This window comes from Beijerinckiaceae bacterium (assembly GCA_004564215.1).
GTDB lineage: Bacteria > Pseudomonadota > Alphaproteobacteria > Rhizobiales > Beijerinckiaceae > Methylocapsa.
This window is the reverse complement of record CP024846.1, coordinates 2,716,024-2,735,438: the sequence shown is the minus strand read 5'-3', so window position 1 is coordinate 2,735,438 and position 19,415 is coordinate 2,716,024. Positions and strand designations below refer to the sequence as shown.

Below are 19,415 nucleotides of genomic sequence, written 5' to 3'. Positions count from 1 at the left end.
CTGGATCTTTAGCCGTGAACCTACGTTCATCGCCGGCGCGCGCCAAGCCGTAAATTCCGTGATGACAGCCCATTATGCAACCGATTTAGGCTGACGCGGTGCATCAATGCAGTTTTAAGTTTCGACAAGGCCGCTCGCATCTCCCGATCCGCGAGACGAGACGGGGCCATGGGGAAGGGCTAGATAGTCCACCGAGCGCATTTCCATCAGACGCGATGCGGTCCGCTTGAATTCGAATGCCACATGTCCCTCGGTACCCGCATAAAGTTCGGCCGGTTCCGCCTGCGCGGAAGCGATGAGTTTCACATGACGGTCATAAAACGTATCAATCAGTGTAATGAAGCGCTTGGCTTCGTCACGTCGCGCCGCCTCAATGATCGGGATTTTGTCGAGGAGCACTGTATGGAATTCATGGGCGATCGCAAGAAAATCCGCCGCGCCCAGCGGCACCTGGCACAGATCCGCGAATGAGAACCGTGCCACATTGGTCCGCGCCTCGGGCACCAGGACCGGGCGGCCGAGCACTTTGAGAGTCGCCGGCGCTCCGTGCTCCGCCCCCGTCAGGGCCTCGAAGGCTCTCGTCATCGCGGTCGCCGCGCGCGCATCGGCGGGAACAAAATAGACCGCGTTCTTGCGCAGCTTTTCGAGCCGAAAGTCGCCCCGAGCGTCGAGATGGATAATCTCCATCCGGGCTTTGATCAGATCGATGAATGGCAAAAACAAAACCCGATTGAGCCCATCCTGATAAAGCTCGTCTGGCTTTACGTTCGACGTCGCCACAACAACGATACCCCGCGCGAACAGCGCCTCGAAAAGACGGCCCAAAATCATGGCGTCGACGATATCTGTGACGTTGAACTCGTCGAAACAAAGAAGCCATGTTTTCTGGACGATTGCATCGGCCGCCGCCGCGATCGGGTCGTCTCCTTTCACGGAGCCTTTTTGCCGAGCCTGGCGCCACGCAAATATGAAGGCGTGAACATTGGCCATGAAAGCATGAAAATGGACCCGCGATTTTTGCTCGATTTGGACGGCGTCGTAGAAAAGATCCATCAGCGTGGTTTTGCCACGCCCGGCACTGCCCCAAATGTACAAGCCCCGCGTGGAAGGTTCGTTGCGGTTGGAGCTTCTGAGCCAGCCAAGAGCGCCCCCGGAGCTGCGCGGCGGATTGAAGTCGGCGAGGGCGAGCCGCAGCTTTTCCAGCAGCTGTAAGACGCGGTCCTGATCGGCGTCGCGCTCCAGGTGACCTTCGCTCACCATTCCGGAATAAACATCAAGCAGCGAATTCGACACCGGCAACTCGAAAACAAGGCCGGCGCTCATAGCCCGCGGCTCGGCAGGGAACTCTCAACAACCAAACTTGGCACTTGCACTATCTTAATGTCGCCGCAATGCGGCAAGTAGCGGCATGATGCCGCGAACAGCTTAGCGGTTTCGCGTAAGCCTCGCACCACGCTTTCGCCGTATTGTCCTAAGGATCAAACGGAATTTCGCGGCAAAGGTCAACCTTGCCAACAAGAGCTTGTCAGATCAGAAAGCTGCCTTTTTGTTTTCGCAATGGCAAAATACTATACCGGTTCAGCTTGATCTAATGCTGTGCTCGACCCTAAACTGGTGCAGCGCAGAATCGAGGGGACAAGACATGAAGTTTCATAAGGGTGGACTATGTGCAGCCGCCGTTTGCGTTTTCCTTGTCGGGATTTCTGCTCAAGCCTCGGCTGTTCCGCTCTTTAAAACGGCCTTGTCGCAAGCCACCTCGCCCAAGATCGTGCCTGTGGTCGTGTTCGGCAAAAACAGCCGCCGCAGCGTCGAGGACTTTGCGGCCCAGCAAAAGCTTGACGCCACGGAACTTCGCACCCGCTTTGCAGCGTCCGGCCTCATCGAGTGTGGCGACGCCCATGGCGCCGGCCAGCTGACCCTCGCCAATGATCTCGTGACGACAGCCGCGCATGTATTTTTCGACGAAAGAGGCACGCCGAGAGCCAAGACTTGTTTCTTTTCGATCGAAACGCGGGGCAAGCAGGTCCGGGTGCCGATCGACTCCGCATCGATCACCGCCGGCAGCACCAACCCCTACGCGATCGCCGCCGTGCATGATTGGGCTGTCGCCCGACTGGCGCGTCCGATCGATGGAGTCACGCCCTATAATCTCGCCGACACCGAAGCCCCCAACATGCCCGTCGAGTTTGTCGCGCGCGGTCATATCGACTGGGGCGAAGGACGCAGGCTTTCGATGGAAAAATGCCGCCTCCACGATCAATTATCGGTTGGCGAAGAAGGCACCCGAGAGTTTTCCTTCGATTGCGAAACGGGAGACGGAGCCTCCGGCGGCGCGGTCGTGACGGAGTCGAACAGGCCGACGATCGGCGCCATTCTGGTCGGCTGGCGCAGCAATAAGCCGTTTCGTTCGGCGCCCTTCTCCAGCACCCATTATAATTTTGCTGTGACGATCGAAGGCGCCTTCAAGAAAGCCGTCGTCGCCGCCGCCGGCAGCAAGGTTGCGGCCACCCAATAATGGGCGGCTAGAGCGCTTCCCGATCAGATGGAATCATCTGATCGAAAGGAAACGCTCAAGTTCAACGAGTGGAAGCATGTTCTGATCGAAAAAGTCGGTCAACTTTTTCGGAACATGCTCTAGCTTCGGCAACAATCGCCGGTCGGTGCCAGGCTCGTCTTCTGCGCGAAGTGATTTTAGCTACCGCGATAGCGTCGCTTTACCAGCGCATCAGGGCGCTGCCCCATGTCATTCCGGCGCCGATCGCCATCATGGCAATCAGATCTCCGGGCTTGAGACGGCCGGCACGGTTTGCTTCATCGAGCGAAATCGGCAGCGATGCGCTCGACGTATTGCCATAGCGATCGAGATTCAACCAACATTTCTCAAGGGGAATGCCGAGCCTTTCCAGAACCGATTCCACGATTCGGGCATTGGCCTGATGCGACACGATATGGCTGACGTCATCGACGGTCAGGCCGTTCGCACTGAGCGCTTCCAAAATCGCGGGAGGCAGGACGCGGACCGCGAACTTATAAATCTCACGCCCGTTCATTGTGATCTTGTGCATGTTGGATTCGAGCACTTCGGCGGATTGCGGATATTTGCTGCCCCCGCCCGGGATCGACAAGATCCCCGCCGCGGTTCCGTCGGAATGAAGATGCGTCGAGAGAAGTCCGCGCCCCGGATGCGGTGTCGGGCCGATCACCATCGCACCCGCCGCGTCGCCGAACAGCACACAGGTATTTCGGTCGGTCCAATCGACGAGACGGCTCAATAGCTCGGCGCCGATAATCAGCACCCGCTTTGCCTTGCCGCTCTGAATGAATTGATCGGCGATGCTCATGGCATAAAGCGAGCCCGCGCAAGCCGCGGCCACATCGAAGGCGAACGCCCGCGTCGCGCCAAGCTTGGCTTGCACAATCACCGCGCAGGACGGCAATGGCATGTCGGCGGAGACCGTGGCGACGATGATCATGTCGAGGTCTTCGGCCTTGGTTTCAGCCATTGCCAAAGCGTGCCGCGCGGCGACCACCGCCATATCGGAAGTCACTTCACCTTCGGCGGCAATCCGGCGCTGCTTGATGCCCGTGCGCGCACTGATCCAGGCATCGGTGGTATCGACCAATCGTTCGAGATCTTGGTTGGTCAGTATGCGCTTCGGTGCGTAGGCACCCGTCCCGAGAACATGGGAATATATCAAAACCCGGGCCCCTTTCGCCACGGCAACGGGCCACATAGTGCGTGGCCCTTACAATGGGATAAGCCCAATCTGCGCACTTCGCCAGCCGCCTCAACCCGACTTTCACCAAGAAGGTCGAGGCAGCCATCAAATGTGATTAATATTTTGCAATAAAGGCAGGCAACGTGTTAAGCGCCCCGGAAGGCGGACCGTGGGAAGCGGACTCAGATTCGACGCTTCATGCGTACGGAAGCCTCTTCCGCGTCGAGCTGATAGGTCTGCTGCAATAATCCAATCGTTTCGCGCGCAGCACGCAGCGAGCTATTGTCGACGCGCGGCCGCACTGCCGCCAAGGTCCAGTTCGCACAGCCTTCTGCATTTTCGCGCGGCTGGATGAGAATCTCATTGACCTGTTCAAACCCGGGACACTGCTTTAGCGTGCGAAGACAGACTTCCTGAAGCTCGGCGGAAGTTCGGATTTCGCGCTCCATAGTTGCATCACCCATCGCTTTTTCCCAACGTCATTGGCGCTCAAGAATGGCGCAAGACAAACACCGAGGTGTCCATTCAATCTGACGATTGCCTGGTTCAGTCGTATTCATCTCGCACGAGTGAAGCTCGGTCTTTTGCCCTCGGCGCTTCAAGTCCTTCATCCGGTGCGTTCCCGCAGCGGTCCAAAAGGAACGCCTCAATCACGGTTCCGTTCCCTGCCGCCGTTCGCGGGACGAATCACCCGATAATTTACCGGTGAGTTCGCGGCTCGAAGGACCTATCGGCGGGGCGCGCGCGCTTGACCCAAGAGGAAAATAAAAGCTAGTGTATGCAGGGGCATAGGGGAAATTGTCATCGGCAAGAAGGGGCTTGAATGCGCATGTTTTTCGGGATCATCGTTGGAATTTTGCTCACGATCGGCGCGGCCTATGTTTATGATTCGATGCGGAACACAAGCGGAGCCGAAGGATCCACTGATCGTCCAGTGGTCAATTGGGAAGTCGTCAATCAGGGCGTAAAAGCGCTTTCAGCTACTGTTCAGGACGGCTGGACTCGGCTGACGGGTCACGGCAAGGACGCCTGAGCAAGCTTGAACGTGACACTTCGGTGGTCCCTGCCATCGACTTGGTCGGACCCCATAGCAAACCTGGAGGAGACTTGTTCTCCAGGCATCCCCCCTCGCCCTGAGACCCCTGGATAAACGGTGACGCGGCCTCCCGAGCGGGCCGGATGGTCACATTCCGATGGACGCAAATGCGGCCTTATTGATGGGGCCTACGCTGTCACTCGATCTTTTCATTCGGGTAGACGCCCCAAAGACTCGATTGCTGAATATAGCCGTCGAAGCCTTCGCCCGAGATATGGCACCAGGCGCCGTCGCAGCCGCGCACGCTGGCAAGCACATTGGACTGCAAATTAGCCACCGGCGCGGATTTGGGACTCGCTTTGCTGTAGAGAGTCGAATCAACGCCCTTCTTCCAGGGTGCGACCAGGGCCGTGCGGCGCCCCGAAAGCAGCGAATGCAGGACCCAGCCTTCGGCACCTTCCGAATCGCGGACCTTGCGCCAGATTTCAAATTCGGCGGTAATCTCGACCGGCAATCCGGCGCGCTGGTAAATCCACAGGGTGCGATGATCCTTCGAGGGACCCTCGCGCAGATTGACGCGGTCCGACTTCAGGCTGACATAGCGCGGAATCGGTAGGCCGCTCGCAGATCCGTTTTGGTCCGCGCTGGCGATGTTCCCCACGACCAAGACCAAAAAGCTCGTGGCTGCGAGCAACCCGAAACACCGCAACGCTTTACCCCAAGATGGCGCTATCTTGCGCATCCCTACCACCATCTTCTGCTCATTGCCACGTGGGCGCACTCATGCTGCGGGTCCGCGGCGGACCTTGATCAGTCCGCGCAGCCAGCATTCTTGTCTTTGACCGGCCATCTGCTACAGAGGCCGTAAGCGATGAACGGGCCTGCCCCTCTTGTGTCCTGGGCCTCGTTAACGCCAAGTGAAGACCGAATTGGCAAAGCCCGCCGTGGCGGACCGATAATCTGCCGAAATGCGATCGGATTTGGCGAAGTCCGACGCCTTCCTGCGATCTGGTCATTTGAGGATCGTGCCCGGCAAGCCAAAGGACAGGGAAAAGAATGGGCCGAAAAAAGCCGCTCGTTGTCGTCACCCGCAAACTGCCAGACGTTGTGGAAACCCGCATGTGCGAGCTTTTCGAAACGCGGCTGAATATCGACGACAAGCCAATGTCGCGCAGCGCCCTCTCCGAGGCATTGAGCCTCGCCGACGTCATCGTGCCGACCGTCACCGACCGAATCGATGCCGAGTTGATCGGACAGGCGGGCGAGCAATTGAAGCTCATCGCCAATTTTGGCAATGGCGTCGACAATATCGACGTCACGGCGGCTTTGGCACGCGGAGTTACCGTGACCAATACGCCGGGTGTCCTGACCGAGGATACCGCCGACATGACGATTGCCTTGATCCTCGCCGTGGCGCGAAGGATCGTCGAGGGCGCAAGGATTATCCCTTCAGGCGAGTGGGCGGGCTGGGCGCCAACCTGGATGCTGGGACAGCGAATCACCGGCAAGCGACTGGGTATCGTCGGCATGGGACGTATCGGTCAGGCGGTCGCCCGCCGGGCCAGGAGCTTCGGCATGCAGATCCATTATCACAATCGCCGCCCGGTCGCCGCCTCGATCGCGGAAGCTCTCGAAGCAACCTATTGGGAATCGCTCGATCAGATGCTTGCCCGTATGGACATCGTCTCGATCAATTGCCCCCATACGCCCGCGACCTATCATTTGCTTTCGGCGCGGCGCCTCAAATATCTGCGTCCGCATGCGATCGTCATCAATACGGCGCGCGGTGAAATCATCGATGAAAACACACTGACGCGGATGATCGAGGCGGGCGAAGTGGCCGGCGCGGGCCTTGACGTTTTCGAACATGAACCGGCCGTTTCGCAAAAGCTCATCAAGCTCGCCAACGCCGGCAAGGTGACACTGTTGCCGCACATGGGATCGGCGACCGCTGAGGGCCGGGTCGATATGGGCGAGAAGGTCATCATCAACATCAAGACCTTCATGGACGGTCATCGCCCGCCTGATCGAGTCCTGCCGGCCATGCTGTGATCATGGGGCCAGCCGATCCGTGTAGGCAGTCCCCAACGGTCGGCGCGCGACCGTTGGCGTGAAGGCCCGGTGGCGGATCAGTGGATGTCGTGAGGGCCAGGCGGCGGGGGCGCCGGCGGTTCGCGCGCCAGCAGCTCAAGCTGACTTTCGATAACCCGCAAATCGCTCCAGCTTTGGTCCTCAACGGGAAGCCAGCGCGCACGAATATAGCCCGACCGATCGATCAGGAATTCCGCGTGCGTTTCTGGAACCCGGACCACATCCTGCTGGCGGTTGTGAAACGAGCGGGTCAACAGCCCATAAGTGGCGGCGACGTCCGCCGTGTCGCGATCCGCGATCAGAATCTTGCCGGTGGCGAGGTTACGCAACGGGTCACAGGCGGCGCCCGGTGCGATCAAAACGATCCGGGCACCGAGATCAGCCAGCCGTTGCCGCGCCGATAAGAGCTGCTCGAGCCTCGCGGTGTCTTGCGCCAAATCCTGCGTACAAGAAAACAGGACCAGGAGGAGCGCGGACTTGAGCCGGTATTCGCTCAAAAGCTTGGTTTCGCCCTTTTCGTCGGTCACTTGGAAATCCGGGGGCGCGAGCCAGTACTGGCCGGGATTGATCTTGGGTTCGATGACGCGCGCCTGATAGCCGACCGAGAAAGCGCCGAGAAAATTGATGATGTCCCAGCGATCGTCGTTGGCGAGCACGTCGCCGAAGGCCGGCATCCCCGATTTCTCGATCCCGTGGGTGACCCACCAATAGAGGTCGCCGCCGGTATGCAAGGCAGTATGCGGCGCCGACAGATCGGCCGGCTTTACCGGCAAGCCAGCCGCCGCAGGGCCGTCTCCATGACCGCTGGTGCCGTGGCACGTGGTGCAATTCTGCTCGTAATGATTGAGACCGGCGGCAATCGATGTGGCCGCGTAAGGGATCTCGGTTGTGAGATAGGTATCCGGATAGGCCTGCACAGAAATGGCCGGAAAAGCCAACGCGCTGCCGACAGCCGTGACGGCCACTCCCGCAAAGATACTGGCACGCTTGGACAGCTTGTACCACACAGGCCGGTGAGCCGGCAAAAATGCCAAGCAGATCAAGGCAAAGCCGCCCAATAAAAAAGCGGAGCCGGTGAAGAACAGGGTCGGAACCCAAGGGGTCGGCCAACTCGCCGCAAACGAGAAGCGGAACGGCAGCGGCCAGACAATGTCCGTGTGGGCAGGCGGGGCCAGTCCCGCCATGTCGGACGCCACGACGACAATGAGAACGGCCAGCACGGTCTCGATTTTGACCCGGTTGGCATAGCCGCGAAATGTTTCGTCGCTCGGCTTGCGCTCCAGCAGGGGCAAGACGTTACGTTGAAGATCATTGGCGATCGCCAGGACACCGGCGAGGAACAGCAGCTTGAGGATCAACAGACGTCCATATCCGGTGCCGATGAGACTCGAGAAATTGCCAACGAAATACCACGTCAGCAGCGCGCCGCTCGCCAGAATGACGATCATGGAATAGGTAGCGACTTTCGAAAACCGGCGGAGCACGACCGCTGCCAATTGCCGCGTGTCGTCGGGCATCGGCCCGGCCCCAATCAACAAAATAAGCGCCGGCAGTCCGCCGAGCCAAAGGCTCAGGGCCAGGCGGTGGGCAACGGCGGCGAAAAGTCCGATCGCTTGCTGATCGAGCGTGACAGGATGGCTGTTGAAGGGAAACGCGGCGATACCGACACCCGCCCCATAGGCGGCGAGCAGCAAGGCCACATCCGAAATCGATAATTTCTTGAGCGTGAACCAGGCAACGACGGCCGGCACGCAGACCGCCACGGCACAGGCGATCTCGACGATCGCGATTCGGCCAACCCCGGTCTTGGTCAGGAAGGTGCCGAGGACCGAGCCGGTGGCGGAAAACACGGATATGCCGGCGGCGGCGGTCGCAGCGCCAATAATGCCCACGCATGTGGCGACGGCGCCGACCAGAGCGGCGACCATGACCGAGATGACGACCCGGCGGCGCCAAGCGGCGCCCCCCGCCGGCAATCGCGCATCCCGCGTGTACCAAAGCAGAATACCCGACCCCAAGACGATGGCCGCCCCCAGGGTCGCAAAGGCTCGAACAATTGCAAATGGATCGAGCATATCTCGCCGCCCCTAACTCGGAGCCTTGACCGTGAAGGTAAGCTTGTCCTCGACCACGTGGCCGTCAACGGAAAGCATGTGATACCCGATGACGACCGGCCCAGCTGGCAGATTATCTGGAAGCGTGGCGACGAGAAGCCGCGGGTCGGAGCTGTCGCCGCGCGTGCTCAGTTGGATTTCAGGTCCGCTTTTCTGGATGATCCAGACCTTAGCGAAGGCCGGTTCGACGCCTTCGTTGAACCACAGCTTCAACTCTTTGGGGGTCGCATCGAGGACGGCGCGGGCCGACGGTTCCGACTTGACCAGCCGCGAATGGGCGGAAACTTCGGTGATTCCTGGCCCCATCGCATAGGCGGCAATCACAAACACCAGCAGCGCCAAACCTCTAACGGTCGGTCGTATCGCGGACTTCATTTGTTACTCCTTGTGCCGGCGCTTCCCCTTGGGGCCAGATACCTCTTAAGCGGGTCCTGAGGATCGCCCTAACTACCACCGCACATTAGAGCCCATTTTGTTTTGAATCAAAGTTGCAGCCGAACCGGTTCCGCCACTTGGGCGCTCAGAACGTGATAAAAAAGTCATAGTGCTCATCGAATGGGCTGTGACAAGCACCGATCGTTTGACAAAAAGTCAATATCGCGTGAACCCTAAGGCATAAAATACGGAGGGAAAGTTCATGACCGGTGTTATCAAAATCTGGGCCGCTGCTTTCATTGCAGCCCTCGCGATCACGCGAGCTGACGCCGCGGACTTGGCTCCTACGCCAGAGCCGCTCCCGCCGCCGGCACCCATCTTCTTTGTCCATGTCGGTGCCTTGGGCGTGTTCAAGACGGTTAATGCGCAATCGACCGGCGGCGGCTTCTTCAATTCCGTCCCCGTTCTGGGCGGGATCGGAATTTCGAACATAGCCACGCGCCCGGATTATACCTTGGGCTTGGAAGCCGGCTATTTCGTCACCCCGAATATCGCGATCGCGCTGTCAGCTGGCGTCCCGCCGGTTGCGCATCTCAAGGCGACAGGCCTCACCGTGGCTGGCGCTGTCGGAACCGATCTTTTGGGTAGCGTCCGCTATGGGCCGGCGATGCTGCTCCTTCAATATCACTTCACCAATTTCGGTGCCCTCCAGCCGTATCTCGGCGTCGGCGCGGCCTATGTGCTCAATTTCGGCAACATCAGCGACGGAATTCTCCGCGACTTCACCGTCGACCAGAATTTTGGCCTCGTCTTGCAGGGTGGTGCCGATTACATGCTGACCGACAATTGGGGTGTGTTTGTCGATCTGAAAAAGGTGTTCTACGCGACAACCGCCCAGGGCTTTCTCCTGAACACGAATGTCCCAATTCGGACCCACGTTCAGCTTGATCCTTGGGTCGCCGGAGCGGGCATTACCTTCAAGTACTAGTAGCGAATGCCAGCCTTGCAGAATAATTTCCGCAAGGCTGGTTCCTCCTTACATGAAGTCCCTGCTTGCATGAAGTTGAGGAACACTATGACTAGTGCATTGAAATTTTATGCTGCGGTGATGATGCTCTCCCTCGGGGTCATCATTTCCTCAGGGTCCATTCCCGCCACGGCGGCAGACTTGGCTCCGCAGAGCGAACAGGAACCCCGCGCTCCGCTCTTCTTTGTTCATGCCGGAGCGATCGGCTCTTTCTTCGAAACCAATGGCAGCCGGACTGGCGGTGGCTTATTCACCGCGTCGAATATTGCTATCCGGCCCGTTTACACTTTGGCTTTGGAATTAGGGTATTTTATCACGCCCAATATCGCCATCGCGTTCTCGACCGGAGTACCCCCGATCGAACGTTACAAGGCGACAGGCTTTCCGATGGCGGGACTTTATGGCACCAACCTGCAAGGAAGTACCCGCGCAGGTCTGGCGATAGGTCTCCTGCAATATCATTTCACTCAATTCGGTGCCATTCAGCCCTATGTTGGTGCTGGCGTCGGCTATGGGTTGGTTTTTGCCAATATCAGCGACGGGATTCTCGCAGACTTCAGCGTCGACCAGAATTTTGGCTTAGCGCTTCAAGCCGGCGCCGATTACATGCTCACGGAGAACTGGGGCGTGTTCGTCGACGGGAAAAAACTGTTCTATTCAACCGATGGACAGGGTTTGGTGGTCCGTCCCGGGACGTTTGTCCCAGTTCGTTCGCATCTCCAGCTCGATCCCTGGCTGGCCACCGTCGGCATCACCTTCAAATACTAGTCGGCACTGCCGGCTGCGAGGCGCTCAAGCCCCGGAAGAACGCTCCCCCCTCAGGCGGGAGCGTTTTGGTTTGCGGTCTTGGGCCCGCCGCGCGAGACCCCGACTTTGGCCGGCCGGAGAACCCGATCACCGATCGCGTAGCCATCTTCGACAACCTGGACGATCGTACCGTTCGGCACTGTCTCATCGGGCACTTCGAACAAGGCCTCGTGGAAATGCGGATCGAACTTGGATCCCTGCGGTTCAAGCTTCCTGATGCCGAACTTGCCAAGCCGCGAAAGGAAGTCGCGTTCGGTGAGTTCGATCCCCTCGATCAAGGTTTTCCAAGCGGCCTCGGCCTTTTCTCGCGCCTCGGTCGGGACGCTTTCGACGGCGCGGCGTAGATTGTCGGCGAAGGGCAGCAGATCGCGCGCGAACGAGGTCACACCATAGGTTTTGGCGTCGGCAACCTCCCGCTCGGCACGCCGCCGCAGATTCTCCATCTCGGCGAGGGTTCTGAGGAGCTTGTCCTTCAGCCCCGCGTTTTCGATCTGAAGAGGGTCGAGCTCGGTTGCGGACTCCGCCGCTCCTTGCTGCGGCGCTTGCGCCACTGGGTCGCGCGCCTCGTCGGCAGGTTCATTTTCGGCGTTTTTTGAATTGTTCATGATCGCTCTGCTGCATGCCAAACTACGCCGGATATCTATTTTCCGGCCACGAAAATCAAGCTTTTCCCGGCAATCTCAAATAAGCGCGGGGACCCGGTGACCCCTCCGCTTCTGCAACCTCTATCAGCCAAATTTAAGTTCGCCCGAATGCTCCAGAGTGGGACCTGGTGCCGGAAGGACGTCTTGGTTTGAGATGAAAATTCCTAAAATCGCACGGCGAATCGCATCCTGCTGGCGCTCCGAAATGATTTTCTCGCCGGTCAGATCGGTCACATAAAAAACGTCCGCAACCTTTTCGCCAAAGGTCGCAATATGCGCCGACGCTATGTTGAGGTTCAGTCTCGAAATAATCGTTGTCAGTTCGTATAGCACGCCGGGTCTGTCAAGGCCCGTCACTTCGAGGACCGTGAACCGATTCGAAAGCGTATTGTCGATCGACACTTCCGGATGGATACGGAAAACCGGGCGACCGCTTTGCCCGGTCGATCCAGGAATCACATCGCGCAACCGGATTTCGCCGGTCAACGCCCGCTCGATCGTCAGAATAATCCGGCCCGCACGCCGCATTTCGTCTTCATCATGATCGAACGCGCGTGAAATGAAGATCGTATCGAGGGCCAGCCCGTCGGTTGTCGTGAAAACCTGGGCATCGACAATATTGGCCGAAGAGGATGCACAAGCTCCGGCAACAATAGACAAGAGTCGGGCATGATCGGGGGCGATGATGGTGAGCTCTGTCACACCGCGCTCGCGATCCGCCAGAATATGGGTAATCGGCGCAAACACCTCCATCTCGGTCATATTCAAAAGCTTGGCATGGAGCAGCTTCTGCGCCAGCGTCGCCTTGAGCCAATAGGGTTGGGGGAGCCGCGCCGCATAGGCCTCGAAATCGAGGTCCGACCACGTCGGCAGAGCCCGCCGCAGTTCCGCGCGGGCCTGGGCGACACGCTGCTTACGATTGATCGTGGAGTGGCCGCCGGCGAGCACGACCTCGGCCTCCCAATAGAGAGTCCGCAACAGCTCGCCCTTCCAATTGTTCCAAACGCCCGGACCGACAGCACGGATGTCGCAGACGGTCAGGACAAAAAGCATCTTGAGGCGTTCCAGAGTCTGAACGCGGTTTGCGAAGGTCTCAATTGTTTTATTGTCGGCGAGATCGCGCCGCTGCGCTGTATCCGACATGATCAAATGGTTTTCCACCAGCCAAGCGACGGTCTCGGTCTCGGCCTCCGTCAGGCCGAGGCGCGGGCCCAGCGATCTGGCAACATCGACGCCCGCCACGGAGTGATCTTCCATGCGCCCTTTGGCGATATCGTGCAGAAAAAGCGCAAGAAACAGTGCCCTTCGATTTCCGATCGAAGGCACGATCTCGGTCGCCAAGGGAAGCTCGGCGGCCATCTTGCGAGACTCGATCTCGGCGAGATTGCCCACCGCCCGCAACAGATGTTCGTCGACGGTATAATGGTGGTACATGTTGAATTGCATCAGCGCGACGATGCGGCCGAAATCGGGAATGAAACGTCCGAGGACGCCGGCTTCGTTCATGAGGCGCAGAACAATTTCGGATTCGTTTCGGGACGTCAGAATTTCCAAGAACAGCCGATTGGCTTCGGGATCGGCGCGGAGCTTCGCATCGATCCTCTTCAGAGCCCGCGTAACAAGTCTCGTGGCATCGGGATGAATCGCCAGGCCATTGCGGTCCGCGACCCAAAAAAGCCTGATGAGATTGACCGGATCGCGCACAAACACATCCGGACTTGTGACGGTGACGCGGCCATTCTCGACTTCGAAATCACCCGTCTTGATCACCTTCTGCTTGCGCAGAAACGGTCTGAAACGGTCGAGCGTAGCCGTGGGCTTGGCTTGCTTTTCTTCCAGCGCCGCGCAGACGATCGCGGTCAAATCGCCGACATCCTTGGCGATCAGGAAGTAATGCTTCATGAACCGCTCAACGCTCGCCAGACCGCCGCGGCTCGAATAGCCGAGCCTTTCGGCGATCCGGCGTTGATGGTCGAAGCTCAGCCTCTCTTCCGCCCTGCCGGTCAGAAAATGCAGATGGCAGCGCACCCGCCAAAGAAACTCCTCGCAGCGCAGGAACAGCCGGTATTCGGATCTGGAAAACAGCCCGGCGGCGACAAGATCAGCGGACTCGCGCACCTGATAGACGTATTTGGCGATCCAAAACAAAGTATTCAGATCGCGGAGACCGCCTTTTCCGTCCTTGACTTGCGGTTCCACAAGATAGCGCGAGCGCCCCGCCAGCGCGATGCGGGTATCGCGTTCGGCGAGCTTGGCGGCGACGAATTCGGCGGCTGTGCCGCGAACGATCTCGCGCTCGAACCGCGTCCGCAGGGTCTCAAACAGCTCCATGTCGCCAACGATGTGGCGCGCTTCCAGAAGCGACGTGCGGATCGTCATGTCGCCGCGGGCTTCAACCAGACATTCCTTGACGGTGCGGGTCGAATGGCCAACTTTCTGGCCCAGATCCCAAAGCATATAAAGGATCGCTTCGACGATCCGTTCGGCGCGAAGCCGGTTGCCTGAAGGCAGCAGGAACAGCAAATCGATGTCCGAACCTGGCGCCAGGGTGGCGCGGCCATAGCCGCCCACCGCGGCGATCACGAGCGCTTTGTCAGCGGTCTCGCCTTCACAGGGATGAACATAGGTCGTCACATATTCGAAGATCGCCCGGATCAATTCATCTTCGATATGGGCAAGATGGCCGGCACAAGCGAGACCGCCACCATTGGCCATGAGACTCTTGCGGGCAAGCGTGCGTCCGTGGTTCAGCGCAGTGCGGAAAAGCGTGACCACCTCTTTGCGGATCACATGCGGCGGCTCATCCCCGGAACGGAGGGCCGCAAGCTCGGCGCACAGGTTCGCCCGATGGAAATAAGCTCCCTGCGGCAAGTTCATCCTGTTGCGCCGGGGGCGGCCCGGCGACACTGTCTCGAGCAAGACGTTCATGGATTCCTGCTGTCGGGCGAGGGGGAAGCGCCGTGGACCTTGACCCCTATCCTATCTGATTTGGGGCCCGTTTCCATCAATGGCAAGGCCGATTTGGGCAGCATTTTTGCCTCGATCGCATCCCAGATCGAAGCCGCGAGGTCTGGTCCGCCAAGCCGTTTGATCGCCCGGATCCCCGTCGGCGATGTCACATTGATCTCGGTTAAATTGCCGTCGATGACGTCTATACCGGTGAAAAGCAATCCCAGCCGCTTAAGTTCAGGTCCGATGGTCGCGCAGATTTCCCGCTCCCGCGGCGTGAACTCCGTGGCGGCGGCGGCACCGCCCCGCACAAGATTTGAGCGAATATCATTCTCGGCCGGCACCCGGTTGACCGCGCCGGCCGCTACGCCGTCAATCAGAATGATGCGCTTGTCGCCTTCCGCCACCTTGGGTAAAAAGCGCTGGACAACCCAGGGTTCGCGAAAAGTGGTGGCGAAAAGATCGTAGAGCGAACCGAAATTCGGGTCTTTGCGGGCGATTTTGAATACGGCCGCGCCGCCGTGCCCATGCAGGGGTTTCATGACCACCTCCCCGTGCTCCTGCCGGAACGCCTCAATCGCCTGCTTGTCCCGGGTGATCAGGGTTGGGGGCATAAGCTGCGGAAAACGCATCACAAAAAGCTTTTCCGGCGCATTGCGGACACTTGCCGGATCATTGACGATCAGAACCTTGGGCTGCAAATGCTCGAGGAGATGGGTCGAGGTGATATAGGCCAGATCGAACGGCGGATCCTGGCGCAGCAGCACGATGTCCAGGGAGGCAAGGTCGATTCGGGCGGCCGCGCCCAGGCTGAAATGATCGCCTTCGACATCCCGCACTTCGATCGGCGCTGCCACGGCCACCACACGTCCATCCTGCAGGGAAAGCTTGTCGGGGGTGTAGTAGAAGAGTTTGTGGCCGCGGGCGCGCGCCTCAAGCATCAGAGCGAAGGTCGAATCGCCGGCAATGTTGATCTTGTCGATCGGGTCCATTTGGACGGCGACATTCAAGGACATGGAATTCCCCTCGGGGAGACGCTGTGAGTCTGGCAGCCCCAGCATGGCGCATGGCTGCGGAAATTTCGCAAGGGGCAGATAGGCTCACGCTGCCATTTGCGCCGAAAAAACCAGCTAAACCTTTAAAGATCAATGGCCTAGAGCAGGATGAGGAAAAGTGGAAGCCGGTTTTCCGCCCGCATCCCGCTCTAAATTTTTAGAATCGATCACGATGATTTTGGATTGAGTCAATCCAAAATCATCGTGATCTGGGCCGTTGGTTCTACCCTTTTCCAGGCCAGCTCAAACTTCTGTGGACGGCGCCTCCATCAGCCCGCGCTTGCGCAAGAGCGGCTCGGGCCGCGCCGCGCTGCCGCGAAACCGCTTATAGGCCTCATCCGGATCGCGGCTATAGCCTGCGGAATAAACGTAAGTCTCCAGCCTGCTGGCGGTCTCGGGATCGAAAATATCGCCGCGCTCCTCGAAAGCCCCAAATCCATCGGCATCGAGCACTTCCGACCAGAGATAGCTGTAATAGCCCGCCGAATAGGAATCGCCGGAGAAGATGTGCTGGAAATGCGGTGTGCGGTGGCGCATGACAATCGAGCCGGGCATGCCAAGCTTGCCGAGTTGCTGCTTTTCAAATTCGACGATATCGATCGCTTCGGGCTTCGGCTCAAGATGAAGATTGAGATCGATCAGAGCCGATGACGCATATTCGACGGTCGCAAAACCCTGGTTGAATTGACGCGCCGACAAGAGCCTTTGAACCAGCGCTTCCGGCATCGGTTCGCCGGTTTCGTGATGCACGGCGAAGCGGCGCAGAATTTCCGGCTGCTCCAGCCAATGCTCGTAAAGCTGCGATGGGAATTCGACAAAGTCGCGGGCGACATTGGTGCCCGAGATCATCGGATAGGTGACATTCGACAACATGCCGTGGAGGGCATGACCGAATTCATGAAACAAGGTGCGCGCATCATCGAAACTCAGAAGGCTGGCCTGCCCCTCGGCGGCCTTGGCAAAATTCAAAACATTAACGATGATCGGCCGGACCTCGCCTTCGAGCTTGTGCTGTTCCCGGAACGAACTCATCCAGGCGCCGCTATGCTTCGAGGGCCGTGCGAAATAATCGCCGACAAAAAGCGCGAGCTCTTGGCCGTCGCGTCCGGCCACCGTCCAAGACCGCGCGTCCGGGTGGTAGAGCGGCAGATCTGTGCGTTCGATGAAAGAGAGGCCGAACAGCCGGTTGGCGGTGAAAAACGCCGCCTCAATCATTTTGTCCAGTTGCAGATAGGGCTTGAGCTCGCCTTCGTCGAGATCGAACTCCAGCTTGCGGCGGCGCTCGGCATAAAAGCGCCAATCCCAAGGGGCAAGATCGAAATTGCCGCCCTCCCCGGCGACCAGCGCCTGCAAGGCTTCCTCCTCGCGCAGGGCTCGGGCCCGCGCGGGCACCCATACGGACTGCAATAGATCGAGCGCGGCCTGCGGGGTTTTCGCCATCGTATCGGCGACGCGGAAATGCGCGAAACTTTCAAAGCCGAGAAGCTGCGCGCGTTCGGCCCGTAATTGCACCATTTCGGCCGCAATGGCGCGATTGTCCGTCACCCCGCCGCTTTCGCCGCGCTGGGTCCAGGCCCGAAACGCTTTTTCACGAAGATCGCGACGCGTCGAAAACTGCAAGAACGGTTCGATGCTCGAACGCGAAAGCGTGATTCCATATTTGCCGGGAAGGCCCCGGTCGGCGGCGGTTTGCGCTGCCGCGTCTATCAGCGAGTCAGGAAGTCCGGCGAGCTCCTCCGGCGTCGACAAAACCAGCATATAGGCTCGCTCATCGGCAAGAATGTTTTGGCCGAAGTTTGTGCCAAGCGTCGCCAACCGCTCGTTGATCTCGGCGAGTCGCGCCTTGGTTTGCTGCGGCAGTCCGCCGCCGTTGCGCCGGAAGGCAATATGATAGCGCTCCAAAACACGGGCTTGTTCGGCATCGAGATCGAGCGTGTCCCTCTTGGCCTGCAGCGCATCGACACGCTGGAACAGCGCCTCGTTGAGATAAAGTTCGCTGCGATGGCGCGCGAGCAAGGGCGTGACCTCGCGCTCGATCGCTTCGAGTTCGTCATTGGTGTCGGCGCCCGCCAGATTGAAAAAAACCGAGGCAACGCGGGTCAATTCGCGGCCGCTTTTTTCGAGCGCCTCGATCGTATTTGCGAATGTCGGGGACTCGGGATTATTGGCGATCGACTGGATTTCGCCGCGCGCCGCGCCTAGAGCAACCTCAAACGCGTGCCGGAATTGCTCCGGTTTCAGCTGATCGAACGGAGGGATTTCGAAAGGCCCCGTCCATGGTTCAAGCAGCGGGTTTCCGCGCGGATTCTTTTCATCCATGGCTGGGCTGTCCGATATTTGGGGTGATCTTTCATGGCGCGATTACCACATTGCTTTTCGGAGACTACCAGAAATCGAGGCCACAGTTCCGTCAATTGTAACTCGTAGATCGTTGTCGAACACGATCGCGACCTTGTTCTCGTCAATTTGGATTATGAGACGGACAAGTTGTGGGTTAATCGCGATGCTTTTCCCGGTGCCGCTTTCGGTCAGGAAGCATAGTCCGTATGCCATGAAGAAACCTCTTGTTGCGTTCAGCAAGCATACAGGAGAAGATCCTTCGCGCGATAGCTGCATCTATGGCACCCGGTTTCCACTTTCATGATGACATGATCCGTCTGAGGACCTGCTGGCACTTTTGAAAGCCGTCAGCTGCGCCCCTCGCCCGCTTCCCAAAGCGCTTCCAGGCCGACCCGATAGGTCGGGAAAGCGAGTTTGACGCCAAGCTCGTCCTTCAATTTCCAATTCGAGGCGCGCTTGTTCTCGGCGTAAAAGCTTCGCGTCATCGGCGACATTTCGGCGGTCTCGACCTGTTGCTCGGGCGGCGGATCGATGCCCATCAGCATGGCCGCGAACGTAATCACATCCTGCGGCGGCGATGGCGCATCGTCGCTCACATTCCAAATGCCGCTCGGGCCAGTGTAGGCCACGGCGGCCTCGATCGCCCGGCTGATATCCTCCACATGGATCCGGTTGAAGACCTGCCCCCGTTTCACGATCCGCTTCGCGGTGCCGGACTTCAGATTGGCGAGCGCATTGCGGCCGGGGCCATAAATTCCCGCAAGCCGCAGAATATGAACCTTCTTGTCGATTTCCTTGCCAATGGCAGCCCAGGATTTTTCAACCTGGAGCCGCGCGACCGAACGCGCAGAGGACGGCACGGGGGTCGCCGTTTCATCGACCCATTCGCCACGACGGTCGCCATAAACGCCGATGGTCGAGAGATAGACGATCGTCTGCGGGCGCCTGAGGCTGGCGATGCGGTGACCGAACCGCGCCAACACAGGATCGACCGAAATGCCCGGCGGGACCGAAACCAGGAGAACGTCGGCGGCGGCAACCTTCTCGGCGATGGAAGGATCCTCATGCTCGGGGCCGAACACCAAGACCTCGATATTTTCAGCTTTCAGCTCCTCGGCTTTGGCGGCGCTCCGAACCGTGCCTGCGACGGATTCATAGGCGTTTCCCGAGCGGGCAATGAAATGGCGCGCGCAATAGCCAAGACCGAATGCAAAGAGCTTCATGAAGGACGGCCTTTTTTCAAATCAATCGGTCTCCG

17 protein-coding genes and 1 pseudogene are annotated in these 19,415 nt (G+C 59.0%); 5 read left to right on the top strand and 13 right to left on the bottom strand.

The features are described from left to right. Positions 1 to 114: 114 nt before the first annotated feature. Positions 115 to 1,260, bottom strand: a complete 1,146-nt coding sequence (locus CU048_13055) for a cell division protein ZapE (GenBank protein QBR72925.1) — start codon at positions 1,258 to 1,260, stop codon at positions 115 to 117. Between the two features lie 382 nt (positions 1,261 to 1,642). Here CU048_13055 and CU048_13050 point away from each other — a divergent pair, with 382 nt between their 5' ends. After that, on the top strand, positions 1,643 to 2,515 hold the full coding sequence (locus CU048_13050) for a serine protease (GenBank protein ID QBR72040.1): 873 nt from the start codon (positions 1,643 to 1,645) through the stop codon (positions 2,513 to 2,515). 199 nt (positions 2,516 to 2,714) lie between these two features. On the opposite strand, the gene CU048_13045 is transcribed toward CU048_13050, so the two are convergent. Then, on the bottom strand, positions 2,715 to 3,698 hold the full coding sequence (locus tag CU048_13045; protein QBR72924.1) for a 3-oxoacyl-ACP synthase: 984 nt from the start codon (positions 3,696 to 3,698) through the stop codon (positions 2,715 to 2,717). A 203-nt stretch (positions 3,699 to 3,901) separates the two neighbouring features. Next, positions 3,902 to 4,168, bottom strand: coding sequence for a hypothetical protein (locus tag CU048_13040; GenBank protein QBR72039.1), 267 nt, complete (start codon positions 4,166 to 4,168; stop codon positions 3,902 to 3,904). A gap of 380 nt (positions 4,169 to 4,548) precedes the next feature. On the opposite strand from CU048_13040, the gene CU048_13035 reads away from it, so the two are divergent. After that, positions 4,549 to 4,752, top strand: coding sequence for a hypothetical protein (locus CU048_13035; GenBank protein ID QBR72923.1), 204 nt, complete (start codon positions 4,549 to 4,551; stop codon positions 4,750 to 4,752). Positions 4,753 to 4,951: 199 nt separating this feature from the next. Here the strand turns inward: CU048_13035 and CU048_13030 are convergent, their stop codons facing one another. After that, complete coding sequence (locus CU048_13030; protein QBR72038.1) at positions 4,952 to 5,497, bottom strand: hypothetical protein; 546 nt, start codon at positions 5,495 to 5,497, stop codon at positions 4,952 to 4,954. 314 nt (positions 5,498 to 5,811) lie between these two features. On the opposite strand from CU048_13030, the gene CU048_13025 reads away from it, so the two are divergent. Continuing rightward, positions 5,812 to 6,807 (top strand): D-glycerate dehydrogenase, encoded by a 996-nt coding sequence (locus tag CU048_13025; protein ID QBR72037.1) that lies wholly within the window; start codon positions 5,812 to 5,814, stop codon positions 6,805 to 6,807. Positions 6,808 to 6,884: 77 nt separating this feature from the next. Here the strand turns inward: CU048_13025 and CU048_13020 are convergent, their stop codons facing one another. Both CU048_13020 and CU048_13015 read right to left on the bottom strand, forming a co-directional pair. Continuing rightward, positions 6,885 to 8,921 carry a hypothetical protein gene (locus tag CU048_13020; protein ID QBR72036.1) on the bottom strand — a complete coding sequence of 679 codons (2,037 nt, stop codon included), beginning with the start codon at positions 8,919 to 8,921 and terminating at the stop codon, positions 6,885 to 6,887. A 12-nt stretch (positions 8,922 to 8,933) separates the two neighbouring features. Then, positions 8,934 to 9,335: a copper-binding protein gene (locus tag CU048_13015; GenBank protein ID QBR72035.1), complete on the bottom strand. Its 402-nt coding sequence runs from the start codon at positions 9,333 to 9,335 to the stop codon at positions 8,934 to 8,936. A 262-nt stretch (positions 9,336 to 9,597) separates the two neighbouring features. On the opposite strand from CU048_13015, the gene CU048_13010 reads away from it, so the two are divergent. Continuing rightward, complete coding sequence (locus CU048_13010; protein ID QBR72034.1) at positions 9,598 to 10,323, top strand: hypothetical protein; 726 nt, start codon at positions 9,598 to 9,600, stop codon at positions 10,321 to 10,323. 6 nt (positions 10,324 to 10,329) lie between these two features. After that, complete coding sequence (locus CU048_13005; GenBank protein ID QBR72033.1) at positions 10,330 to 11,130, top strand: hypothetical protein; 801 nt, start codon at positions 10,330 to 10,332, stop codon at positions 11,128 to 11,130. 50 nt (positions 11,131 to 11,180) lie between these two features. Here the strand turns inward: CU048_13005 and CU048_13000 are convergent, their stop codons facing one another. The 7 genes and pseudogenes from CU048_13000 to CU048_12970 all read right to left on the bottom strand — a co-directional run bounded on the left by CU048_13000 (position 11,181) and on the right by CU048_12970 (position 19,380). After that, positions 11,181 to 11,774 carry a nucleotide exchange factor GrpE gene (locus tag CU048_13000; GenBank protein ID QBR72032.1) on the bottom strand — a complete coding sequence of 198 codons (594 nt, stop codon included), beginning with the start codon at positions 11,772 to 11,774 and terminating at the stop codon, positions 11,181 to 11,183. A gap of 123 nt (positions 11,775 to 11,897) precedes the next feature. After that, positions 11,898 to 14,690, bottom strand: coding sequence for a [protein-PII] uridylyltransferase (locus CU048_12995; protein ID QBR72922.1), 2,793 nt, complete (start codon positions 14,688 to 14,690; stop codon positions 11,898 to 11,900). Positions 14,691 to 14,737: 47 nt separating this feature from the next. Next, a complete protein-coding gene (locus CU048_12990) occupies positions 14,738 to 15,778 on the bottom strand; it encodes a glutathione synthase (protein ID QBR72921.1) in 1,041 nt (346 codons plus the stop codon). A gap of 138 nt (positions 15,779 to 15,916) precedes the next feature. Next, positions 15,917 to 16,027: pseudogene (locus tag CU048_12985) on the bottom strand (SAM-dependent methyltransferase). Positions 16,028 to 16,060: 33 nt separating this feature from the next. After that, entirely contained in the window at positions 16,061 to 18,136 is a 2,076-nt protein-coding gene (locus CU048_12980; protein ID QBR72031.1) for a peptidase M3, read from the bottom strand. 42 nt (positions 18,137 to 18,178) lie between these two features. Beyond that, positions 18,179 to 18,370 carry a hypothetical protein gene (locus CU048_12975; GenBank protein QBR72030.1) on the bottom strand — a complete coding sequence of 64 codons (192 nt, stop codon included), beginning with the start codon at positions 18,368 to 18,370 and terminating at the stop codon, positions 18,179 to 18,181. Positions 18,371 to 18,504: 134 nt separating this feature from the next. Next, the gene (locus CU048_12970; protein QBR72029.1) at positions 18,505 to 19,380 is read right to left on the bottom strand and encodes an NAD(P)-dependent oxidoreductase; all 876 of its coding nucleotides are present in this window, start codon (positions 19,378 to 19,380) and stop codon (positions 18,505 to 18,507) included. Positions 19,381 to 19,415: the final 35 nt, after the last annotated feature.